A 6,016-nucleotide genomic window follows, 5' to 3' on the forward strand; every position below is an offset into this window, starting at 1 on the left:
TTGGCAAATCCTCAACTTTGCCAAAGTTTTTTGTATTTAGTTCAAAACTCTATGAGCATTTACTATTATTCATCCCCCCACTACTGCACAAGTTTGTAACTTGCACTTCTGAGATTTTTTGAGATTTCCCAAGATTCTCGAAGATTTTCCCACCACTTCCACCACTCTCACCACTCCCACCACTCTCACCACTCCCACCACTCTCACCGCTCTCACCACTCTCACCATTCTCACCATTCTCACCACTCTCACCACTCTCACCACTCCCATCATTCCCATCATTCCCACCGCTCCCACCTCTCCCCGTGCGGATCGCACCTCTTAAACAAATGTTAAATATTCTCTTTAGCAAAAGTAATATTTTCACACCATTCCCACTCACAACTTTTTGTAAAACAAAATATTATTACTTGTAAAAACAACTGTCACCGCATAGCTTGCTAAAATTTTTTCACACTCACACTTGTATAGTATTTTTCTTTTTTGTACTTTTGTGCGATTTATGGTGCTTTGTAGGCACTTTTCTTATAGCAATGTTTTTTTAAATTTTTAGATGAAATGAAAGTAAAAAGTTTTTTTAAATACCTTGCCTTGCTGCTCTTTCTCTTCTCTGGAGCACAGGAGTTGTATGCTCAAACACAAGGTAGATTACTCTCTGCAAGACGGCAATTTGGAGATGCTTGTGTTGCTCCTAATAACAATGGTAAATGGAGAGTACATTTCTATTGGAGTCCTCCCTATCCTAATCCAGACAACAAGTTCTATATAGAATTATCCGATGCTAATGGAGACTTCAACAGTCCTACAGTCTTAAAAGTAATAAATACTAGACCTAATATCTCTGCCTATGAGAGCAGTAATATAAATGACACCTCACTTGATTTTTCTTTACCTACTAATCTCAATGGTTCAAACTTCAAAATTCGAGTGCGAAGCACCAATCCTGCTTCTGAAATAATTACTGTAAATAAAGAAAATCGTGCTAATAGTCAAAAGTTTGAAATAGCTTGGATGCCAATTATCACATCTATATCTGTATCTCCTCAATATGTAACTCTGTGTCCTGGACACACTCAAGAATTAAAAGTGGTAAGTCTTCCTAATGGTGAGCCAGTGGGTAACTATCGTTATGTATGGGGTAAAAAAAATGGGGCTAATCGCATTCCAATCCAAAGAAATGCAGGTCCTACTTTCACAGTCTCCGAAGCAGGAGAATATTATGCTGGTATAGAATTTTCTGGAATTTGTGATAATAAGTCTTATTCTCAAAATATAGAAGTAAGAGTCTCTGGCAGCCAGTCGGTTAACCTTTCTTCTTCTGCTACCGAAGTATGCGAAAGTGAGCCTTTTACCCTTACTGCTACTCCTGCCAATCCCTCTGCTAAGTTCATTTGGTATCGCGATAATACCAAAATAGCTGAAACTGATGGCGTGAATACCTATACAGTTCCCGCTGGACAAAACCTGGCTGGTAACTACTATGTGCAAGTGGGGAGCGGTGGCAGTTGCGATGTGCAATCTAACCGCGTTACTATCAAACGAAAAGACAATATCACTGCCTCTATAAGCTCCGATGGTGGCACGGTGTTGATGCCTGGTAAAACTCGCGTTTTCACAGTGAGCACCACCGCCCAAAGTCCGCAATACAAATGGTTTAAGGATGGGGTAGAAATCACAGGGCAAACAGGCGCTACCTATACTGCCAATGCTGCTGGTACCTATAAAGCTGAAGTTACACAAACTGCTGGCTGTGCCGCTACTATTACTACCAACGAAATAACCCTTAAAGCTCCTGATAGCTTTAAAGTTACTATCAAAACTAAAACCGCTTTCCAACCTTGTACTACGAATGCTGTTACTTTAGCAATCGATAAAATTGTTGCTGTAGCAGGAGGCTCTGAACTCACCGTAGATCCTTCCGATTATAGCACTTTCTCCTTTCAATGGCAAGCCAATCTCTCTGGTACTTATCAAGATTTAGCAGGGAAAACCCAAAGCGAATTGTCTTTAAGTAGTGCCACAGAAAATGGTAAATACAAACTCAAAGTAACGGCTACTGGCTTTACTATCCCCGATTCTAACGAATTAGACATCCGTTTGCAAGATAGTGATGCGCTAAAAATTAACAACGGCAACAACTCATTGGAGTTCTGCGATGGCGTTGTAACCCTCACTGTTACTACAGGAGCTTCTCCTTCAGCTAACTATACTTGGTTTAAGGACAATGTGAAAGTAGCAGAAGGTGTAGGTAAAACCGAATATGCTGCCGAGGGTTCTGGCGTATACTACGCTACAGTAGGCTCAAGCTCTGGTGGCTGTCCTGCAACTTCTAACTCGGTAGTTGTAAAGAAAACCACTATCACAGCGCGTTGGGCAGAAGATATCAACACCCGTGAAATTTACTACCACGGCAAAACAAACGTGTTACAAGTATCACACAATATGACTTCACCTACTATCGAGTGGAGCAAAAATGGCGCTGTAATCCCTGGCGAAACAGGTACCCAACTCACCATTTCATCGGCTCCTACATCGGTAGATATCTATACCGTAAAACTCACCGATAACGGCAATTGTGGTACTGTAAAAACCCTCGACCCTGTGTATTTCGAAACTATCGCCGATATCACAGAAGTGAAAGTCGGTACACTTGCTATCTCGTCTACTGATTGCGAAACTCGCTCACAAACTACCCTTGAGGTACAAAAAATAAAAGTAAAACTCAGCAGTAGCGGACAAGAAGTGGAAGTGAAACGTGCCGACTATCGTTATTTCAACTTCCAATGGTCGAAAGATGGTAACGATATCTTAGGCGAAACTCGCCACCAATTAGTAGTATTGCGCGCTGGCAACTCCGAGTCGGCTAAATATAGCGTAAAAGTTACTTATAATACAAGTATTATCAAAACTTCAACCGAACGCGCTATTGCCTTTACTCCTATCCCCGATTTCCAAATTTCATCATCCGATGGCGCCAAAGGAACTGTTTACCTTTGCCAAGGAGGTTCGGTAACTCTCACAGTTTCCGCCGATAGTTTTGACCCCAATGCTACCCTCGCCGATAGCTTTTCGTACAAATGGTACAAAGTAACCAGTGCTAACTATACGAACGACACAGCGTTGGGCAGTGAAGCCCCTACCGCAAAAGTAGATGCCATTGGCGAATACTATTTAGAAATCAACAATGGTGGTTGCCCTAAACGCGCTCATATAAAAGTAGAAAACTACCGCTTAGGGCTCTTTGAACTTGGCTTTAAAGGAAGCGACAACAATAGTGCTGTTACTAAAATAAAACAATACCAATCGCCTAGAATTAAAATAAGTGCTCAAGTAGGTGAACACATTGTTGTACTTAAAAAGACAAATACTGACGATGAAATAGAAATAGCTGGAGGTAACTTTGTATGGGTGAAAGACGATGGCACTGAAAAATATGGCACATCACTTGATATCACCTCCGATGATATGGCAGGTAGCTACACGCTAAAAGAAATATCGTGCCCTGCTATTGGCGAAAACGCTATAAGTTTTGAGTTGGATATCTACAAAGTAGATGTAGTACCGAATATTGTAACCCCTAATGGCGACCATTTCAACGACACTTGGGAAATCCCAGCTAAATACACTAGCCCGAATGTGAAAGTAACCATTTATACAGTTGAAGGTAAAGAAGAATATTCAGGCACTAATTATAAAAATCAGTGGCCTTCATCAAATTCTAGTGCTTTCAAAGATCTTGGCAAACGCGCTCTCATCTATATTTATACTATAAAAGGTGAATACACTGAAAATGGAGAGAGAAAAAGTGTTGATTTGAAAGGAACAATTACCATACTAAAATAAGAACGAACAATGAAAATTAGAATACATATACTCATCATAGCGTTTGTGCTTGGTGCCTTTTGGAGTTGGGCACAAGGCGATGGTAATTACTTGCCTTATGAAATGCCCGGACATACAGCCGTGAAATACAACACCTACCTGATGCACCCTGCATTTCCTATATTTAGCAAAAACGAATCACAAATCACCTTCTTCCATCGCAACCAATGGATGGGCTTCAAAGATGATAAATTCAATACCTTTGGACTTTCGTATGGTAAAAAATGGGGCGGTGATGCAGGTAGAAAAAAAGATTACTACGACGGGAATAATATGGCTCACGGAATGATATTCAAGCGCAATGCGAGTTTCTTCTCAAATGTAGGCATTTTAGGAAACTACGTGCACCAAGTAGAAATCTCAAGAGATAACTATTTGCGTTTAGGTTTGAACGTAGTGTTTGCCCGTAGCAGTATCGACAAAAACAAAGTGCGTTCAAACGTACAAGACCCTCTTGTTGAGAATGCTAAAGCAACTAGTATCATCAACCTCCAACCAGGGGTTGATATGAACTTTGGCTATTGGCACGTAGGGCTTACTGCCGAAAACCTTTTAGACTATTCTTTCTCAGCAGGTGAAATGGCTGTGCCTTTCAACGAAAAATCACTCACCGCTCACGTGATGTACCGCAAAGAATTACAGAGTACAAGCGACTTTTTAGAAGACGGATTTTTCAGCATAATGGCAAAGGGTAAAAGAACAAAAGATAACTTCCAATTTGGCGGAAACCTAATGCTTGATGTAAATATGGGCTGGGCGTATGCTGGTTACGACCAAAAATATGGTGTTTTTGGAGGAATAGGCTTCAATGTAAGCAACCATTTTAGCATTGGCTTTGGTTATGAACAAAGCATTGCCAACTATGTAGCCGAACAAGGTGGTAGTTACGATGTGGTAGTATCTTATCAATTCGGTGGTAAACACCATATCAAAAAACCACCAGTAGTAAAAGATCCTCCTAAAAAAGACCCTCCAGTAGTAAAACCACCTGAACCTAAGGTAGTAACACCTACTGTTACAGTTACACAAACTCCTACACCTCCTCCAGCTCCTCCTAAACCTAAAACCCCTATGGATGACTTGAGCAGACGTATCAAAGTAGTTGAAGATGATATTGGTAATATTCCTCCAGGATACTATGTGATTGTTGGGGTATACAACAGCCCAGGGGGAGCTTACAGAATCACTAAAGAAATCAAACAAAAATTAGACCTTGATGTAGCTAGCTTCCTACACCCTAACAACAACTTTACCTACATCTATATAGATAAACCTTATGATACACGAGCAGAAGCAGGAGATAGGCTTATCAACTTGCTCCGCATTCCAGAGTTTAAAAACTCTAAAGCGTGGATATTAAAAGTAGGAAAACTATAAACAATTATAATTATAAAGACTGTTCAAAATGCAACTACAACTCTTTTTGAACAGTCTTTTATTTTAAAAAAAGAAGACAATATGAAAAAACTTACTCTTTGTTTAATAGCACTTTTGGCTTTACAGTCCTGTGCTACTATGAATAACCAGCGTACTACCCGTGCGCATACAAAAAAAGCTGCCCCTAAGACAGCTAATGTAAAAACAGGCGTTTATAAAACGGATGTTACTGCAACCTATTATCACGATAAGTTTAACGGGAGAAAGACCGCTAGTGGGGCTGTATTTAGCAATAGCAAGCTCACCACGGCGCACCCTTCGTTACCTTTTGGAACCCAACTAAAGGTTACCAATCCCATAAATGGAAAATCGGTAGTAGTAACCGTCACCGATAGAGGTCCCTTTACTAAAGGTCGTGAACTTGATCTTACCAAGCGTGCCTTTATGGAAATCACCGATAACAAGAGTAAAGGTTTGCTACAAGTAAATATAGAAATTGTAGAATAAGGAGTTTTACTCCTTATTTTTTTTGCATTATAGAATAAGCAATAAAAAAAGAGCAATTCTTTATCAGAATTGCTCTTTATAAGAAGGCGGCGACATACTCTCCCACGTGACCGTAGTACCATCTGCGCTAAAAGGTTTAACTGCTCTGTTCGGAATGGTAAGAGGTGAGACCTTTGACTATAACCACCTTAAACTTTTTAGGTGTTAGGGGTTAGGGATTAGGTTTCAGGGGAATCCCTGATGCCTATAA

Annotated in this window: 4 protein-coding genes and 1 rRNA gene; 4 read left to right on the forward strand and 1 reads right to left on the reverse strand. The window is 40.3% G+C overall.

Features of this window, described 5'->3' with window-relative positions; translation table 11 throughout:
• The first annotated feature begins 118 nt into the window (after window positions 1–118).
• From DR017_RS14035 to DR017_RS03830, 4 genes are all read left to right on the forward strand, one after another.
• Window positions 119–325: a hypothetical protein gene (locus DR017_RS14035; RefSeq protein WP_002682318.1), complete on the forward strand. Its 207-nt coding sequence runs from the start codon at window positions 119–121 to the stop codon at window positions 323–325.
• A 233-nt stretch (window positions 326–558) separates the two neighbouring features.
• Complete coding sequence (locus DR017_RS03820; protein ID WP_002682317.1) at window positions 559–3,843, forward strand: Ig-like domain-containing protein; 3,285 nt, start codon at window positions 559–561, stop codon at window positions 3,841–3,843.
• Window positions 3,844–3,852: 9 nt separating this feature from the next.
• The gene (locus DR017_RS03825; RefSeq protein WP_002682320.1) at window positions 3,853–5,259 is read left to right on the forward strand and encodes a PorP/SprF family type IX secretion system membrane protein; all 1,407 of its coding nucleotides are present in this window, start codon (window positions 3,853–3,855) and stop codon (window positions 5,257–5,259) included.
• Window positions 5,260–5,340: 81 nt separating this feature from the next.
• A complete protein-coding gene (locus tag DR017_RS03830; RefSeq protein WP_040362038.1) occupies window positions 5,341–5,766 on the forward strand; it encodes a septal ring lytic transglycosylase RlpA family protein in 426 nt (141 codons plus the stop codon).
• Window positions 5,767–5,847: 81 nt separating this feature from the next.
• Here the strand turns inward: DR017_RS03830 and rrf are convergent.
• A 5S ribosomal RNA gene (gene rrf, locus DR017_RS03835) occupies window positions 5,848–5,957 on the reverse strand.
• Between the last annotated feature and the right edge of the window lie 59 nt (window positions 5,958–6,016).

This window comes from Capnocytophaga sputigena (assembly GCF_900446695.1).
Taxonomy (GTDB): Bacteria; Bacteroidota; Bacteroidia; order Flavobacteriales; family Flavobacteriaceae; genus Capnocytophaga; species Capnocytophaga sputigena.